This is a genomic window from Anaeromyxobacter paludicola (assembly GCF_023169965.1).
Lineage (GTDB): Bacteria > Myxococcota > Myxococcia > Myxococcales > Anaeromyxobacteraceae > Anaeromyxobacter_B > Anaeromyxobacter_B paludicola.
The window spans coordinates 2,802,415-2,819,278 of sequence record NZ_AP025592.1 but is presented as its reverse complement, the minus strand read 5'-3'; the positions used below and the strand labels follow the sequence as shown (position 1 = coordinate 2,819,278).

Sequence of the window (16,864 nt, the reverse complement as noted above, 5' to 3'; positions counted from 1 at the left end):
GCGGCCCCGCGGGCGCGCACCGCGAAGTTCACGAGACGCGGCTGGGAGCGCGCCGCGGCGCGGCGCGTGCGAGCGCACCGGAAGCTCACGGCAAGAGCCCCGAGGCGACCTCATCATCCCCTCTCCCGCGGAGCGGGGAAGGGCGAGGGAGGGGGTGCGACGCGCGGCGCTCGAGGAGCGGGACCGGCACCCCGCCCTCCCACGCCACCCGCCCGCCCAGGGTGGCCGGCACGCGCGGCCCCGGCGTGAGGACGCCCACCAGGTTGAGCGGATCGGCGGCCGAGAGCTCCACCCGCGCCGCCTCGCCGGCGCCCCGCCGCGCCGCGCGGATCGCCTCCACCGCCTCGGGCAGCGCGAACTGCTCGCCGGTGAACCCGGCCACGAACCTTCCGCCGCGCAGCTCCCCGCGCGCCTCGGCGCGGCGGTAGTGGGGCAGCAGCTCGCGCCAGGGCGGCGCGCCGGCCTCGCGGGCGAGGAGGTCGCGGAAGACGACGCCGTAGCGGCGCAGGTACTGGCGCGACACGCGCTCGACCGTGGCGGCGTCCGCGGCCCGGCCGGCGCGGCCCGCCGCGCCCTCGGGGCGGAGCAGCCACCAGCGGCCGCCCGGCGCGCGCCCGCGCCGCCGGCGCCCCGCCGGATCGATGAGCGCGCGCAGCCCGGCGAAGCCGTCGCAGGTCACCACCCCGGCGCTCACGAGCTCCCAGAGCCCCTCCTCCACCTCCGCCGCGAGCCGGCCGGTGGCGGCGGCGAGGTCCTCGGCAAAGGAGGCGCCGCGGGCCACGAGCGCGTCCACGAGCTGGCGCGCCGCCGGGCCGAGCGGGGGCCGCGGATGGGCCGCGGCGGCCGCGAGCCAGGGGAGGTCCTCGCGCAGCGCGAGCGTCACCGGCGCGTTGCGCGTGGGCGCGCTGCGGCGTCGCGGCGGCTCGTCCTCGGCCACCGCGAGCGCGACCCTCCCGAAGGCGACCTCGCCGGAGAAGCAGAGCCCGTCGAGCCAGGCCGGGTCGTAGCCGGAGAGGCGCGCCGGCAGGAGGGCGCGCTCCCAGGCGCCGGCCGCCGCGTGGAACCCCTGGAGCTGCTCCACCACCTCGGCGAGGCCGCGGGGGCCGTGGAGCCGCGTGCCCGGCGCGGCGTGCTGCCAGCGCAGCAGGAAGCGGACGAGGTCGGCGGCGCGGACCGGCTCGATCTCGCGCCGGAGCCGTCCCAGCGTGAGCCGGTGGATGCGCGCGAGGAGGCCGCGCTCGCACCAGTGCGGATCCTCGGCCGACCAGGGCGCGTCGGCGAGGAACCGACCCCGGAGCACCAGCCCCTCCTGCTCGAGCCGGAGGAGCGCGTCGCGGACCACGTCGCGCGGGAGCCCGAGGATCCCCGCGAGGGCGGCGCCGGTGGTGGGGCCGAGCCGCGGCACGAGGCCGCGCAGCGCCCGGACCGCCGCCTCGTCGCGGTCGGCGGGGAGGTCCTCGCCGGGCAGGGGCGAGAGGGCGGGCTCGAGCCGCTCCGGCGCGAGGAGCGCGCGCGCCGCGCCGGCCCGCTCGGCGGCCACCCAGAACGTCCGGCCCCCGGCGAGCGCCCGCGCCGCCCGGCCGTCGGCTGTGAGGGCGGCGAAGGCGCCGCGCCAGCCCGCCGCCGCGCCGTCGAAGGCGCGCCGGTCATCGGGCAGGGCGACCACGTCGAGCAGGAGGTCGTGCAGCTCGTCGGGGTCGCGCGGGTCGGGCCGGGCCTGCGCCGTCACCTCGGCGACCGCCGCCGGGTCGAGCGCGCCGAGCGCCTCGGCCTCGGCGGCCGGCAGCGCCCGGCGGAGCGCCACCGCGCGGGCCCGCCGCTCCTCGAGCGGCGCGTCGTCGAGGTAGGCCCAGGGCCGGGCGCCCACCACCTCGTGCGACATGGGCGACGGCTCCGGCGTGTCGCGCGCCACGAGCCGCACCTCGCCCGAGGCGATCCGGCCGAGGAGCGCCCGCAGCCCGTCGGCGTCCATCGCCTCGCGCAGGCAGTCGCGCAGCGCCTCCTTCACGAGCGGGTGGTCGGGGACCTCGAGCGGTCCGCCCGGCGCGTTGTCCTGGCAGGCCACCGCCTGCGGGAAGACCGCCGCGAGCAGGTCGTCCGACTTCATCCGGGCCACGTTCGGCGGCGTGCGCCGGCCCTTGAACAGCCGCGGGATGGCGAGCGCGCGGGTGGCGCCCCAGCGGAAGCGCACCTGGAACATCGGGGCCTGCAGCGCCGCCTGCGTGAGCACCTCGTCGAGCGAGCGCGCGTCCACGATCTCGAAGAGCGACTCGAGCGGGAAGCTGTGCTGCGGCCCGAGCGACAGGAGCACCCCCTCGTCGGTGGCGGCCGCCTGCAGCTCGAAGTCGAAGCTGCGGCAGAAGCGCTTGCGCAGCGCGGTGCCGAGGGCGCGGTTCTGGCGCGCGCCGAAGGGGGCGTGGAGCACCACCTGCATCCCGCCGGCCTCGTCGAAGAAGCGCTCGAGGACGAGCGTCTCCTGCGTGGGCATGGCGCCGAGCGCGGCGGCCGCGGCCGCGAGGTAGTCCACCGCTTGGCGCGCGCCGGCCTCCGGCAGCGCCCCCTCCGCCGCGAGCCAGCGCGCCGCCGCCTCCCGGTCCGGGAGCCGCTCCGCCACCGCCGCCCTCACCTCCGACACCTCGCGCGAGAGCGCGGCGCTGCGGCCGGGCGCCTCGGCCACCCAGAACGGGATCCCGGGCGGCTGGCCGTGCGCGTCCTCGACCCGGACCGTGCCGGTCTCGACCCGGCGCACGCGCCAGGAGGTGTTGCCGAGCTGGAAGACGTCGCCGGCGAGGGTCTCGACGGCGAAGTCCTCGTCCACGCTGCCGACCTGGGCGCCCTCGGGCTCGGCCACCACCGCGTACTGCGCCGAGTCGGGGATGGCTCCGGCGCCGGTGAGGGCGGCGAGCCGCGCGCCGCGGCGGCCGCGCACGGCGCGGTGGACGCCGTCGCGGTGGAGCAGCGCGCCGGCCCGGCCGCGCCGGGTGGCGAACCCCTCTGCGAGCATCGCGAGCACCGCGTCGAACTCGGCCCGCGGCAGGTCGCGGTAGGGCCAGGCCCGGCGCGTGAGGGCGAAGAGCGCGTCCTCCGGGGCCGGCTCGGCGCGGCTCGCCGCCTCCGCCACCAGCTGCTGCGCGAGGACGTCGAGCGGCGCCTCGGGGACGCGCGTCTCCTCGAGCCGCCCGGCGCGGGCGCCGCGCACGAAGGCGGCGCACTCCACGAGCTCGTCGCGGCTGAGCGGGAAGAGCCGCCCCCGGGGCGTGGCGCCGCGCCAGTGGCCGGCGCGGCCCACGCGCTGGAGCCCGGTGGCGAGCGAGCCGGGCGAGCCGATCTGGCAGACGAGGTCCACCGCCCCCACGTCGATCCCGAGCTCCAGCGAGGCGGTCGCCACCACCGCCCGGAGCGCCCCCTGCTTGAGCCGCTCCTCGGCCTCGAGCCGCCGCGCCCGCGAGAGGCTGCCGTGGTGGGCCCCCACCTGGCCCGGCCCGAGCCGCTCCTCGAGCGCGCGCGCCGCCCGCTCGGCGAGCCGGCGGGTGTTCACGAAGACGAGGGTGGTCCGGTGGTCGCGCACCAGCGCCGCCACCCGGTCCCAGGTCTCGGCCCAGAGCTCGTTCGAGGCCACGCCGGAGAGCTCGTCGCGCGGGATCTCGACGGCGAGGTCGAGCGGGCGGCGGCGGCCGAGCTCCACCACCCGGCAGCGGGGCGCGCCGTCCGCGCCGACGCGCCCCGCGCCGACGAGGAAGCGCGCCACCTCGTCCACCGGGTCTTGCGTCGCCGAGAGCCCGATCCGCTGCGGGCGCGCGCCGGTGAGGTCCTCGAGCCGCTCGAGCGAGAGGGCGAGGTGCGCCCCGCGCTTGTCGCGCGCCACGGCGTGGATCTCGTCGCAGATGACGGTCCGCACCCTTGCGAGCGCGGCGCGGCCCCGCCGGCTCGTGAGGTAGAGGTAGAGCGACTCGGGCGTGGTGACGAGGACGTGCGGCGGGCGGCGCAGGAGGGCCTGGCGGCGCGAGGCCGGGGTGTCGCCGGTCCGCACCGCGACCCGGATCGGCGGCAGCGGCCGCCCCGCCGCGCGCGCCGCCTCGCAGAGCTCCGCGAGGGGGGCGTCCAGGTTCTTCTCGATGTCGTTGCCGAGCGCCTTGAGCGGGGAGACGTAGAGCACCTCGGTGGCCTCGGGCAGCGCGCCCGCGAGGCCGAGCCGGACCAGCCGGTCGAGGCAGGCGAGGAAGGCCGCGAGCGTCTTGCCCGAGCCGGTCGGCGCCGAGACGAGCACGTCCTCGCCCGCCAGGATGTGGGGCCAGGCGGCGGCCTGCGGCTCGGTGGGCGCGCCGAAGCGGGCGGCGAACCAGCGGGCCACGAGGGGGTGGAAGCCGGGGAGCACCCAAGCCGTTCTAGCGGCCGGCCTCGCCCTTCGCCGGGCCGGGGCGGGCGGCCCCGGTCACTCGTTGCGCATGGCCTGCCGCAGCGCCCCGGCGTCGTCGCTCCAGAGGACGTGAGGCACTCCCGCGGGGTCCACCGCCAGCGCCGGCCGCGTGCCGGCCAGGGCCGGTCCCAGCGCGCTTCCCAGGCCGGCCCAGGCGCCGCCCTCGAGCCGCGCCAGCCGGACGAGCCCGGTCGAGCGCTCCACGTAGGCGACGACGGGGCGGCCGGCGCCGTCGAACGCGAGGGAGGGGGCCTCGGCGTCGAGCAGCGGCGCCGCCGCGATCCAGCCGCTCCCGTCCCATCGCCGCAGCAGGACGCGATGCGCGGAGGCCTCGAGCCAGGCCACGGCCGGCCGCCCCGCCGCGTCGATGGCGGCGGCCGGAGCGGAGGCGGGCGCCGTCAGATCGAGGTCGAGCGGCCCCTCCGGCGGCGCCCACGCGTCCGCCGCCCAGCGACGCGCGTACACGTGCGCGATCCCGTCAGCCCCGGCCTCGGTCCAGGCCAGGAACGGCGTCCGCCGGCTCCCGACCGCCAGCGCGAGCTCGCCGGGCGCGCCCGCCGAGAGGTCGTCGCCGAGCGGGATCCAGGCCGCGCCGCTCCACCGGCTCGCGAAGAGCGCCCGGCGGGTGCCGTCGTCCTCGATCCAGGCGGCGACCGGCGTCTGGTCGTACCCGCTCGCGTCGCGGCCGAGGACCGGGTCGATGGCGCTCCCGGAGGCGGCGCGGTTCGGGGACGGCAGGGGCCATCCACCGTCGCTCCCCTTCACGCGCAGGATCCAGACGCCGGCCGCGTCCTGCTCGGCCCAGGCCACCATCGGCATCGCGCTGTAGTCCACCGCGCCCGTGGGGTGGCGCGCCGGCCGGGTGAAGTCGACGTTGAAGGTCCTCTGCCAGGCCGACAGGAACGAGCCGAGGTGGACCGCGTCGGCGGCCCCCGGCGCGTGCTCGAGCCAGGCGGCCTGGGTGGAGTCTTCCGACGGCCAGTTCGCGAAGAGCCAGCCGGGCTCGAGCCAGCCGCCCTCGCGAGGCTGCATCCCGTGCCCGGGCAGCCAGTCGGGGAGCGAGAAGGTGGCGCTCACCGGCTGCACCGGCAGGTAGCCCTGGTCGAGCACGCCCGGGAGGAGCTCCACGGCGAGGGTGCCCGGCACCGCCGGCTTCGCCGAGAGCTGCAGGTTCACGTAGGCGTCGCCCTGGTTCATGATCGTGAAGGCCGCCGGAGCGCCGTTCGCGGTGACCCGGAGCTTGTCCGGACCGAAGCTGTCGAGCCGGATGGGCGCGGTGAAGGTGAGCTGGATCCAGCTCCGGACCGAGAGCTGATCGAGGTGCCCCGTGACGGCCGGGTTGCCGCGGATGGCGGCCCTCGCGGCGGTGCGCCGGACGTAGAGCGAGAGCGTGGGGGAGCTGCCCGACACGCGGCCGCCGCGCCAGGCTTGCGCGTAGAACCGGTACAGCCCCTCCGGCGCGGCCTCGGTGTCCCAGTCGTAGCGGGCGATGCCGGTGAGGGGAATCTCCAGCGCCGACCCCGCCGGGCCGAAGATCTCCAGGCGGACCGCGTCCGGGGGCGGCCCGTTGACCGCCAGCGTGAGCGGCACCACGCCCGACACGTACGGGGGGTGGACGAGGGGTGGGGCCGTGAGCGAGACCAGGTCGGCCGGCTCGTGCCACGAGAACTCGTGCGGCGCGAGCAGGTTGCCGGCGAGATCGGCGGCGATCCCGCCGAGGAACACGTTCGCGTAGCCCAGCTGCTTGAGGGTGGCGGGCAGGTGGACCGTGAGCCGCGTCCCGTCGGCCGAGAAGGTGGCCGTTGCCGGGACCCCGCCGCCCGCGAAGAGGATCGACGGCCGGATCCAGGCCACGTTCAGCGGCTCGGAGAAGGTGGCGACGAGGTCCGACACGTCCGGCAGGGGGCCTTCCGTCGGCGGCGGGTCCCAGGTCACCGCCGGCGGGGTCCCGTCGCAGGTGACGCGCCGGTGCTCGCTCTCGAACCAGACGGTTCCGCTCCGGGCCCGCACCGCGAGGTCGTAGATCCCGTCGCCCCGGCACGTGAACCACGTGTCCTTCCGGAGCAGCGGCGAGGCCCGTCCGTTCACGACCAACGCCACCTCGTGGAGGGGGCCCGCGCCGGAGATCGCGATCGTGATGGCGAGGAGGTCGTCCGATCTCAGCAGGCGGTCCTGGGCCGGCGAGAGGAGCTGCACCTGCAGCGCCGGGCAGGAGGGGCCGGTGCAGGCGCTGGCGGCGAGCCGGATGGCGCCCGTGTCGGCGGTGCGGCCGCAGGCGAGCGACGAGAGCAGGGCGACGAGGAGCCCGCCGCGGAGGGGGCGGAGATCGGGGAGGCCGGCGTAGGTCATCGGTTGTACCGCCTGAACTGGATCCCGGAGCGCTCCGACCAGGCCACCGCCGGCCGGCCGTTCGAGTCCACCGCCAGGGACGGCGTCGCCGCCGGGTCCGAGGCCGTGGCCCGGAGCGGCCCGCCGAGCGGGGCCCACGCGCCCGCGTCCCAGCGCCGGACCTGGATCGACTCCATCCCGCCGGTCGCGTCCACCGTCGCGAGGAAGAGACTCCCGCCTCCGGTGGCGAGCGAGGGGGAGTGGGCCGAGAGCCCCGGTCCGGCGCTCACCGGTGCTCCCAGCGCCGCCCAGCCGCCGTCCGCGAAGACCGCGGCCCGGACCTGCACCGTCCCGTCCACCGGTTCCGCCCAGGCCAACACCGGGCGCTCCTCCGCGTCGAGGGCCAGCGCCGGCGCGGACGCCGCCAGCGCCTCGCCCCCGAGCCGATCTCCGAGCGGCTCGGACCAGGACGCGCCGGTGAAGCGGCGCACCCGGACCACCGTCTGGCCGGGGCCCGCCGCCTCCTGCCAGGCGACCACCGGCCGACCGGCGCCGTCGAGCCGCAGCGCCGGCGCGGCTGCGGCCAGCGAGGGCGAGCCGTTCAGCGGAGCCGCCGGTCCGAAGGGCGCCCACGCGGCGCCGTCCCAGCGCCGCACCTGGACGGCGTACCCCTCCGCCCGCTGCTCGGTCCAGGCGACGACCGGCTGGCCGTCGGGGCCGAACGCGAGCGCGACCGCGTCGGCGTTGGCGCCGCTCTCGCTGACCGGGAGGATCGTGCCCGCCGTCCAGAAGCTCGCGGCGGAGCGGGCGAGCTCGAGCCGGCGCTCCCCGCCCACGACCCGCACCCAGGCCAGGACCAGCCGGTCCTGCGCGTCCACGGCCGCGGCCACCGCCGAGAGCTCGTAGGGCAGCGCCCCCGTCATCCAGGGGCCGTACTCGCTGAGCGTGCTCGAGGAGGCCGAGAACATCCCGAGCGCGGCGATCGAGGCGCGCGCGCCCATGCCGGGCATGGGGCCGCCGAGCGCGAGCGAGGGCGACGTCTCTCCGTAGACGGAGTAGCCGTTCCCCGGCTCCTGCCACTCCGGGAACGACACCGTGCAGGAGCGCGGATCGAGGAGCGGGTTCCCGGCCGGGTCCCGCGCGTCCGCGCCCAGGGCGAGCGTCTCGGTGCCGCTCTCGTCGGGCGCGGCGCGGACCGAGAGCTGGTAGCCGCGCGGATCGAGCTCCAGGGTCCGGGGCAGGAGCCGTCCGGAGCCGCCCCGTAGGGTCACCGCGGCCTCCAGGCTCGCGGCCGACATCGGCTCCGAGAACGACAGCAGGAGCGGCTCCTCCCGGTACACGTTGGCGGGGCTCGAGTACGCGGCCTGGCAGCCCACCGCTTGCGGGCGGGTGCGGTCCACCGCGAGCCACCGGACCGGCGAGGAGAAGGTCCGGCCGCCGCGGGTGGCCTCGGCGTGGACCGTCCAGGTCTCCTCGGACAGGGCCGAGGTGTCGAGGGTGAAGGCGTACGGCGGCTCCCTCAGCTCGAGCACGGCGGGGGCCTCGCCCGAGACGGGCGAGGCGGCGCGCAGGACCACCTTCTCGGCCCGCCCGCCGCCGAGGGCGACGGCGTAGCTCTTCACGCCCCTGGCGTACTCGAGCTCGCCGCCATCGAGCGCGAGCGTGAGCGGCGGCTGGGTCCAGGTGGCCCAGCTGGCCGCCGGCGTGGCGTTCCCGGCCCGGTCGGTCGCGAAGACCTGCGCGCCGACCGCGTTCGCGAAGTCGAGGGGCGCCGCGAAGCGGAGGCGGATCGAGCCGGAGGGAGGATCCACGTCCACCGTGTACGGCGGCAGGAGCGGGTCTCCCTCCGCCCGCGTGACGCGCACGTCGAGCGGTCCGGTCGTGGGGTCGAGCGGCTCCGCGGCCTGACCGACGAGCTCGGTCACGCCGGTCAGGTCGCCCTCGCCCGGCGCCGGCGTCCAGGTGAGGGCCGGCGCCGTGTGATCTACCTCGACGGTCAGCGCGTGCGTGACGACCCGGTCCTCGCAGTAGGTGGCCTCGGCGCGGAGCAGGTAGGTCCCCTCCGGCAGCGTCGAGGTGTCGGCCACGATGATGGTCTCGGTGACCGTGGTGAACGGGGACATCCCGTTGAGCGTCAGGGCGAAGGACTTGGGCGTGTCCACCGCGAAGTGGAGGCGCAGCACGAGGGTCGGGCCGGCGTAGACGACGGCGCCCTCCTGCACCGCGTAGGGCGCCTCGACCGTGAAGTCCCCGGCCCGGCAGTCCCCCGGCATTGGCTGCGGCGATGCGCCGCCTCCGCAGCCGGACAGCGCTGCGGCGAGCGCGACGAGACGGCACCACCTGCGCATGCGGCCCCCCTGACCCAGGGTCCGGCATGCTAGCAGAACCGCCGGGAGCGCACGATGACGCTTCGTGAAGGGCGCGGGTGGAGGCCCTAGGGCACGCGGGCCGATCTAGCGGTCCGCCTGGCGCGACGCCGGGCCGGGGCGGGCGGCCGCCTCGCGGCGCTCCTCCGGCGCCGGGTGGCGGCGGAAGGCGGCGAAGAGCGCGAGGTCGTAGATGATCTTGAGGGCGCCCGCCAGGAGGAAGGGCAGGCCCGCCAGCGCCGGCGAGGCGTAGAGCGGCCCCGCCACCACCGGCGAGAGGGCGGCGCCGACGGTCCGCGCGATGCCGGTCACGCCCGCCGCCGCCGACCGCTCGTCGGGCTCGACCACCGCCATCGTGTAGGACTGCCGGGTGGGCACGTCCATCTGCGAGATCGAGAAGCGCAGGAAGAGCACGGCCACCGCGAGCGGCAGGGTGGGCATGAGCGGGACCGCCAGCAGGAGCAGGTTCGAGGGCAGGTGGGTGAAGACCATGGTGCGCACGAGCCCGATGCGCGCCGCGACCCAGGACGCCGACAGCGCCGAGAGCCCGGCGAGCGCGTTGGCGCCGAAGAAGATGCGGCCGAGGAGCGCCGGGTCGGCGCCGAAGCGCCGGTGGAACCACCAGGCGACGAAGGCCTGGACCACGAAGCCGCCGGCGAAGGCGTCCACCGAGAAGAGGGCCGAGAGCCGGAGCACCACGCCGCGCGAGCGGTGGAGGCCGAGCCGCGCCCGGAGCCCGGCGCGCGCCGGGCCGCGCGGGGCCTCGGCGGCGGGCGAGAGCCGCGCGAAGCAGGCGGCGAGCGCGAGGCCGAGCGCGGCGTAGGCGAGGGTGAGCGCGCGGTAGCTCGCGAGCGCGGAGAGCCCGGCCCGCTGCAGCGCCCCGGCGGCGGCGCCGCCCGCGAGCGCCCCGAGCGCCGTCGCGCCGGCCCCCGCGAGCTGGTACCAGGCGAAGACCTGGGTGCGGCGCCCCGCCGGGACCGCCTGCGCGAGCGCGGCCTGCTCCACGGCCAGGAACGGCCCCACCTCGTTGCCGGCCGGGCTCACCACGCCGACGGTGGCGGCGGCGAGCAGGAGCCAGAAGGAGCGGGTGGCGGAGAAGACCGCGCCGGCGAGGACCATGAGCGCGGCGCCGGCGAGGAGCGTGCGGCGGCGGCCGGCCCGGTCGGCGTGGGTGGTGAGCGCCAGCGAGACCGCGGTGTCGCCGAGGAGCGTGAGCGTGAGCAGGAGCCCGATGCGGAGCTCCGACAGCCCCGCCGCGGCGAGGTGGAGGACGAGGCCCACCGAGAGGAGCCCGTAGGCGAACAGCCTGAGCGCGCGCGTCGCGAGGAGGAGCGCGACGTCGCGCCGCGCCGGGAGCGGCGGCGGGTCCTCGTCCGTCCGGCTCACGTCACTGCCGCTGCGGCGGCGGCAGGAAGGCGTAGGGGCGCGCGTCGAGCCACTGCCAGGTCTGGCCCGCGCGCCGCGCCAGGATCATCACGTGCAGCTGCGTCGCCCGCCGCGAGCCGTCCGGCATCCGGAAGCCCTGGAGGTCATGGTCGAGGTCGAGCAGGGCGAGGTCTTGTCCGAGCATGCGCGCCGAGCGGATGGTGAAGGTGGAGCGGGTGCCTTCGAGGAGGCCGCGGGCGTCGCGGCCGAACACCTCCGCCACGCCGTCCCGCCCCCGCCCCAGCTCGCCGCCGGGGGTGATCAGCGTCGCGTCCTCGGCGAAGTGGGCGGCGACCGCGGCCGGATCGTGCCGGTTGAAGTCCTCGTTGAAGCTGCGGCAGGCCGCCTCGAGCGAGGGGTCCACCGCTTGCGACCGTTGCCCCGCCTGCTGCTCGCCGGTCGATGGGATCGTCTCCATGTGTGCACCTCCGCCGACCACGAGTGCGGGCGGGGCGCGCCCGGCGCCAGCGGAAGTCGGGGCGGCGGCGCCGCAAAAAAGGGAGAGGGCGCGGCGAACCGCGCCCTCGCTCGCCCGGCGGCCTGGCGGACCGGCTAGTTCTGGACCGGCGCGCCGGCCTTGAAGCCGAGGGCGTCGATCGCCTCGGCGAGCTTGGCCGGCTTCACCTTCTCCTTCTGGAAGGCGACCACGGCCTGGGACTTCTCGAGGCTCGCGTCCACGCGCTTCACGCCCTCGATCCCCTGCAGCGCCGTCTTCACGCGCTGGACGCAGTGATCGCAGTGCATGCCGGTGATCGGGATGGTGACGCGCGCCTCGTCGGCGGCGAGCGGGGTGGCGGCGGCGGACGGCGTGGCGGCCGCGCCGGCCTTGGCGTGCTCGTGGTGCGCGCCCTCGTGCGTCATGCCGCACTCCTCGCAGGCGAGGGCGGCCGCGGGGGCGAGGAAGGCCAGGGCGGCGGCGACGATCAGGGTCTTCATGTCGGGTCCTCCGAAGTGGTCAAATGCTTTTCCGAGATTCTACAGTATGTCGAGCCGCTTGCCCGCCCGCCCGTCTCGCACGGGGTTCCCCGGCGCACGGGATGCCGGCAGCCGTGCAAAAAGGCGTAGGCTCTCGCCTGCATGGGCCGATTCATCATCAACCCGCGTCGTGCGCCGCGCGTTCCCGCCCGACTGCGGGTGCGGGTCGCCGCCTCGGGGGCCGAGTTCCAGGCCGAGACGCGGGACCTCGGCCCCGGCGGCTGCCTCATGGTCGCCCCGCGGGTGATCGCGCCCGGCGTGCCCCTGCGGCTCGTCATCGAGGACGTCGCGCTCCCGGAGCTGCTCCGCGTCACCGGCGGCGCGGTCTGGGGCGCCCACGACGAGCGGGCGCGCGTGGGCGTGGCCTTCGCGCCGAACCAGGCGCACGATCCGGGGGTCTGGTTCCGCCGCTTCCTCGAGAAGAACCCCCAGATCGCCGCCCGCGTGGCGCACGTCCCGCAGTCGCTCGACGACCGCACGCGGCTCTACCTACTCGAGGCGCCCGACCTGCTCGAGCTGCGGCCCGACGAGCTGGCCGTGCTGAGCGGGTTCGTGGAGGGCATGACGGTCGGCGAGCTGATCGAGGACGACCGCGAGCGCTCGCGCGACCGCGTCCGGGCCATCTTCGCGCTGCTCGAGCGGCGGGCCCTCACCGTCTCGCCGCGCGGCGACGTCTGGACCGGCGGCGGCGCCGCGCGCGCCCGCCCCTCGGAGCTGCGCGCCTCGCCGCCGACGCTGCTGCGCGCCTCCGCCGAGGCGGTGCCGCTCCCGGAGGCCGGGAACGGCTTCACCGCCCCCGCGCCGCGCGGGGCCGAGCGCTCGGCGGCGGCGCAGTCGGAGCTCGACCTCGGCCGGCGGCTCGGCGCGGCCGGGAAGTACGCCGACGCGCTCGTGCACCTCCGGCGCGCGCTGGCGCTCTCGCCGCGCGATCCGGACATCGCGGTCCTCATCGGGCAGTACGCCTTCAAGGACCGCCGGGTCAGCTAGGGCCGGCGCCCCGCGGGCGCGACCTAGCGCCGCGCCTGCTTCGCCCGCTCGAGCTGCCGGTCCACGACCGCCTTGAAGGCCTCGATCGGCTGCGCGCCGACGAGCAGCTCGCCGTTCACGAGGAACGCCGGCGTGCCGTTCACCCCGGCGCGCTGCCCCTGCGCCATGTCCTCCTGGATGCGGGCGCGGTACTTGCCCGAGGACATCGCGGCGCGGAACCGGGGCAGGTCGAGCCCGAGCTGCCTCGCGAAGCGCTCGTAGGCCTCGGGCGAGAGCTGGGTCTGGTTCTGGAAGAGCAGGTCGTGCATCGGCCAGAACTTGCCCTGCTCGCGCGCCGCCTCGGCGGCCTCGGCGGCCGGCATGGCGTTCGGGTGCATCGGCAGCGGCTGGTGCTTCCAGACCACCCGCAGGTCGTTCCCGTAGAGCTGCTCGAGCTGGTGCACCGTCGGCTCGGCGCGCGAGCAGAACGGGCACTGGAAGTCGGAGAACTCGACCACCGTCACCGGGGCCTGCGCCGGGCCCTTCGCCGGGTCGTCGGGGCGGATGTCCACCTTCACCGGCGCGCCCGGGGCGGGCGCCGCGGCGGTCGGCGCGGCGGGGGCGGCCTTCACGTTCTCCTCGCAGATCCGGTCGTAGAAGCCGGCGTCCGGCGCCTTGCCGCCGAGGAGCCGGTCGGCCTTCTTGAGCTCCTCGTCCACCAGCGCCGAGAAGGACTCGTAGGGCTGCGCCCCGACCACCTTGCGGCAGTTCACGAAGAGGGTCGGGGTGCCGGTCGCGCCGATGCCGGTCGCGAGCTGCTGGTCCTCCTCGATCCGCGCCTTGCCCGACTGCGCCTCGATCGACCGCTCAAAGCGGGCCACGTTCAGGCCGAGCTGCTTCGCGAGCTCCGTGTACTTCGCGGGAGAGAGCTGGGCCTGGTTCTGGAAGAGCTGGTCGTGCATCGGCCAGAACTTCCCCTGCTCGCGCGCCGCCTCGGCGGCGAGGGCGGCGGGGAGGGCGTTCGGGTGCATGGCCAGCGGCTCGTGCTTCCAGACGACGCGCAGGTCCTTGCCGTAGGCCTGCTCGAGCCGCTGCAGCGTGGGCACCACCCGGCTGCAGAACGGGCACTGGAAGTCGGAGAACAGGACCACGGTGACCTTGGCGGCGGCCGGGCCCTTGGCCGGGTCGTCGGCGCGCAGCGGCACCTTGGCGGCCTGCGCCGGGGGCGGGACGGCCGGGGCGGCCTGCGGCTGCGACGGGCTGCCGGCCGGGAGGTACACCACCGAGGTGGCGCCGCCCTCGATCACCTTGGCGTAGAGGTCGCGGGGCGCGACGCCGGTCTTCACGAGCAGCTCGGCCTTGCGCAGCTCCTCGTCGATGAGCGCCTTGAAGGCCTCGATGGGCTGGGCCCCGGTGAGCTTGCGCCCGTTGATGAAGAAGGAGGGCGTGCCGTTGGCGCCGAGCGCCGAGACCAGGGCCTGGTCGCGGCGGACGCGCCCCTCGTGCTTGCCGGAGTCGAGCGCGCGGCGGAAGCCCTCGGCGTCGAGGCCGAGCTCCTTGGCGGCCCGCTCGAGGCCGGCGCGGTCGAGGGCCGGCGCGATCTCGAAGAGCTTGTCGTGCATGGCCCAGAACCTGGCGTTGCCGCCCTGGGCGCGGGCCTCCTCGGCCGCCATGGCGGCCTGGAGCGCCTTGTCGTGGAAGGAGAGCGGGTTCTCCTTGAAGACGAAGCGGATCTTGTCGCCGTAGTCGCGCTCGAGCTGCTGCAGGGTCGGGATCACCCGCTTGCAGAAGGGGCACTGGAAGTCGGAGGACTCGACGATGGTGACGAGCGCCTCGGGGTTGCCCTTCACCGGCGAGTCGTCCACCGGGACCCGGTAGACCGCCTTGGGATCCTCGACCGGCCGGGCCTGCCGCTGCTGCGCGGCGATGGGCACCGGCGGGGCGCGGCGGATCTGCGCCGACTTGAACCCGCCGACCATCCGGTCCGCGGCGGCGCCGATGACCACGCCCACGATCAGGGCCACGATCCAGCTCGCGTGCTTGTGCATGCGCCGGGTCGTAACAGAAAGCAGGGGCCGGCTCAACGGCGCGCCGGGCGGGCAGGGCGGGCGATCGGCCCGATCCGGCGGGGGGGAGGGCGCGAGCCCTCCTCCGATCAGAACCGCGCGGAGAGGCCGCCGCGGAGCAGGGCCGGGAAGCCCATCTGGTGCCGCAGGGGCGCCCCGACGTCCACCTCGCCGAAGAGGCCGACGAGGTCGGTGAGCCGGAGCTCGGCCCCGGCGCCCAGCAGGACCCAGCGGGCGCGCATCACGCTCGAGGGGTCGGCGAGATCGAGGGCGGCCCGGCCGTAGATGGGGGTCGCGGGGAGGAAGGCGCGCAGGCCCGGGCGGAGGCCGACGTAGGTGTTCGGGTACGTGCCCACGAGGAGCCCCAGCTCCGGGCGGACCAGCCCGTCGAGCAGCTCGTACCCGACCGCGAGCTCCACCTCGGCGATGCGGGAGTTGGCGTAGCGCGAGCCGGTCCCCGCGGTGCCGCCGCCGGCGAGCGACAGGTTGAGCGCCAGTCCGAGCGGCTGCTCGGCGGCCGCCTGCCTCCGGGCGCCGCGCGGGCTGGCGGCGCGGGCCGGGCGCTGGGGCAGCTCGGCGGCCGCGGGCTCGGCGCGGGGGCGGGTGGGGAGGTTGCCGGAGAGGTCGGCGGCCGTCCGGGCGGGCGGGGCCTCGGCCTTCTCTGCCGGCTCGAGCGGCGGCGCCGGCACCGGCGCGTCGTCGGCCTGCGCCGCCGCGGGGTGGAGCTTCTCCTGCAGCTTCTTGCGGGCCGCCTCGTCGGCGCGGGCCGGGGCGGAGAGGAGGAGGGGCGCGGCGAGGGCGACGGCGAGGACGCGGAGGGGGAGGGCGGTCACGGCAGCACGAGGGTACCCGCCGCCGCCGGCAGCGGCAAATTACCGGACCCCCTCCGTTGTGGCGGCGCGTCGCATCGGTTAAACGGTGCGCCGGATGAACGACCTGCCCGCGCCGGACCGGACCATCGACACCTCCGGGAAGCTCTGCCCGTACCCCATCGTCGAGACGGCGAAGGCCGTGCGCGCGCTCGCGCCGGGCGCGGTGCTCCTCGTCATCGCCACCGACCCGGGCATCGCCCTCGACATGCCGATGTGGTGCAAGGCGACCCGGAACGAGCACCTCGCCACCTTCAAGGACGGCGCGGCCTGGAAGAGCTACGTGCGGCGGCTGCCGCGGGAGGACGCGTGATGACCCGGCGGGCGAAGGCGATCGGCCTCATCTCGGGCGGCCTCGACTCCACGCTCGCCCTCGCGCTCGTGAAGGCGCAGGGCGTGGAGGTGAAGGCGGTCAACTTCTACACCGGCTTCTGCATCACCGAGACGCAGCGCCGCAAGGGCGGCCGCCCGGACGGCTCGGTGCCGCGCAACGAGGCGCTCCGCGCCGCCGCCGACGTGGAGGTGGACGTCGAGTACGTGGACGTCTCGGGGCGCGAGTACCTCGACATGCTGGTCACGCCCCGGTACGGCTACGGCAAGAACGCCAACCCCTGCGTGGACTGCCGCGTCTTCATGATGCGGAAGGCGAAGGAGATCATGGAGCGCGAGGGGGCCGACTTCGTCTTCACCGGCGAGGTGCTGGGCCAGCGCCCCAAGAGCCAGCGGCGCGACACGCTGCGCGTCATCGAGCGCGACAGCGGGCTCGACGGCCGGCTGCTCCGCCCGCTCTCCGCGAAGCTCCTCAAGCCGACCATCCCCGAGCAGGAGGGGCTCATCGACCGCGAGCGGCTGGGCGACATCTCGGGCCGATCGCGGCACCGGCAGATGGCGCTCGCGGAGGAGCTCGGCATCGCCGACTGGCCGCAGCCGGCGGGCGGGTGCTGCTACCTCACCGACGAGAGCTTCGCCCGGAAGTTCTTCGACGTGCTCGACGCGCGCGTGGCCGCGGGCGGCGAGCGGCGCATCGAGCAGGACGACGTGGTCCTCCTCTCCACCGGCCGCCACTTCCGGCTCTCCCCGCGCGCCAAGCTCATCGTGGGGCGCAGCGAGGTGGAGAACGCGCTCCTCGACAACTACCTCGAGGGGCGGGCGCGGCTGGAGGTGCCGGGGATCCCGGGGCCGGTGGCGCTCGTCGAGGGCGCGCCGACCTGGGAGGAGCGGCAGCTCGCCTCGCGCATCGTGGCCCGCTACGGCAAGGCCCGGGACCTCCCGGAGGCCGAGGTCGAGTGGCGGGAGGAGGGCGGCAGCGAGAGGTACGCCGTCGCGCCGTTCGACGACGAGGCGGCGCTCGAGAAGCTGCGGGTGTGAGGCCCGGGCCCGGGTGATCCGGGCCGCCCCGTGAGGGCAGGCGCCGCCGCGCCGCCCCCGATCCCGACGACGACCGGTCGTTGA

General features: G+C 76.6%; 11 protein-coding genes. 3 read left to right on the top strand and 8 right to left on the bottom strand.

Going from position 1 to position 16,864, the window contains the following annotated elements; translation table 11 throughout:
* Positions 1-85 precede the first annotated feature (85 nt).
* The 6 genes from AMPC_RS12785 to AMPC_RS12760 all read right to left on the bottom strand — a co-directional run bounded on the left by AMPC_RS12785 (position 86) and on the right by AMPC_RS12760 (position 11,472).
* On the bottom strand, positions 86-4,375 hold the full coding sequence (locus AMPC_RS12785) for a DEAD/DEAH box helicase (protein WP_248341525.1): 4,290 nt from the start codon (positions 4,373-4,375) through the stop codon (positions 86-88).
* Positions 4,376-4,432: 57 nt separating this feature from the next.
* Positions 4,433-6,766, bottom strand: coding sequence for an Ig-like domain-containing protein (locus AMPC_RS12780; RefSeq protein ID WP_248341524.1), 2,334 nt, complete (start codon positions 6,764-6,766; stop codon positions 4,433-4,435).
* Positions 6,763-9,018, bottom strand: a complete 2,256-nt coding sequence (locus tag AMPC_RS12775; protein WP_248341523.1) for an Ig-like domain-containing protein — start codon at positions 9,016-9,018, stop codon at positions 6,763-6,765. Before AMPC_RS12775 ends, AMPC_RS12780 begins: the two co-directional genes overlap by 4 nt.
* A gap of 180 nt (positions 9,019-9,198) precedes the next feature.
* Entirely contained in the window at positions 9,199-10,497 is a 1,299-nt protein-coding gene (locus AMPC_RS12770; protein WP_248341522.1) for an MFS transporter, read from the bottom strand.
* Between the two features lies 1 nt (position 10,498).
* The gene (locus AMPC_RS12765) at positions 10,499-10,954 is read right to left on the bottom strand and encodes a YybH family protein (protein ID WP_248341521.1); all 456 of its coding nucleotides are present in this window, start codon (positions 10,952-10,954) and stop codon (positions 10,499-10,501) included.
* Positions 10,955-11,088: 134 nt separating this feature from the next.
* Positions 11,089-11,472: a heavy-metal-associated domain-containing protein gene (locus AMPC_RS12760; RefSeq protein WP_248341520.1), complete on the bottom strand. Its 384-nt coding sequence runs from the start codon at positions 11,470-11,472 to the stop codon at positions 11,089-11,091.
* Positions 11,473-11,613: 141 nt separating this feature from the next.
* Between AMPC_RS12760 and AMPC_RS12755 the strand changes: the two genes are divergently transcribed.
* Positions 11,614-12,498, top strand: a complete 885-nt coding sequence (locus AMPC_RS12755) for a PilZ domain-containing protein (protein ID WP_248341519.1) — start codon at positions 11,614-11,616, stop codon at positions 12,496-12,498.
* Positions 12,499-12,521: 23 nt separating this feature from the next.
* Here the strand turns inward: AMPC_RS12755 and AMPC_RS12750 are convergent, their stop codons facing one another.
* Together AMPC_RS12750 and AMPC_RS12745 are read right to left on the bottom strand one after the other, a co-directional pair.
* Positions 12,522-14,525 carry a DsbA family protein gene (locus AMPC_RS12750; RefSeq protein ID WP_248341518.1) on the bottom strand — a complete coding sequence of 668 codons (2,004 nt, stop codon included), beginning with the start codon at positions 14,523-14,525 and terminating at the stop codon, positions 12,522-12,524.
* 107 nt (positions 14,526-14,632) lie between these two features.
* Positions 14,633-15,376 carry a hypothetical protein gene (locus AMPC_RS12745; protein WP_248341517.1) on the bottom strand — a complete coding sequence of 248 codons (744 nt, stop codon included), beginning with the start codon at positions 15,374-15,376 and terminating at the stop codon, positions 14,633-14,635.
* 94 nt (positions 15,377-15,470) lie between these two features.
* Here AMPC_RS12745 and AMPC_RS12740 point away from each other — a divergent pair, with 94 nt between their 5' ends.
* Together AMPC_RS12740 and AMPC_RS12735 are read left to right on the top strand one after the other, a co-directional pair.
* Entirely contained in the window at positions 15,471-15,725 is a 255-nt protein-coding gene (locus AMPC_RS12740; RefSeq protein WP_248341516.1) for a sulfurtransferase TusA family protein, read from the top strand.
* Positions 15,725-16,780 (top strand): asparagine synthase-related protein, encoded by a 1,056-nt coding sequence (locus AMPC_RS12735; RefSeq protein ID WP_248341515.1) that lies wholly within the window; start codon positions 15,725-15,727, stop codon positions 16,778-16,780. Before AMPC_RS12740 ends, AMPC_RS12735 begins: the two co-directional genes overlap by 1 nt.
* The last annotated feature ends 84 nt before the right edge of the window (positions 16,781-16,864 follow it).